The following is a 439-nucleotide window of genomic DNA, read 5'->3' on the forward strand; positions in this document are numbered from 1 at the left end:
TCGAAGGTGGGACTGGCGATTGGGACGAAGTCGTAACAAGGTAGCCGTACCGGAAGGTGCGGCTGGATCACCTCCTTTCTAAGGAGCATCTAGATTCTGCAAGGAATCCAGAGCCACTACGTCGGCAAATGTTCGACGGTGGTCAGCTCATGGGTGGAACGTTGACTATTCGGTACCTGGTGGTTCGACCGGGTCGTAAGTACTGCTCCTCGGAGCGTGGAAAGCGAGTCGGACGGATCGCCGGATACCGGGCACGCTGTTGGGTGTCTGAAGGTATGGCCGTGAGGCTGCCTTCGACGCCGGCCCCAGTGCACTCGTCGGAAGACGGGGTGATGGGTGGCTGGTCGTTGCTTGAGAACTGCACAGTGGACGCGAGCATCTGTGGCCAAGTTTTTAAGGGCGCACGGTGGATGCCTTGGCACCAGGAACCGATGAAGGA

The organism is Streptomyces griseus (genome assembly GCF_001715295.1).
Lineage (GTDB): Bacteria > Actinomycetota > Actinomycetes > Streptomycetales > Streptomycetaceae > Streptomyces > Streptomyces griseus_G.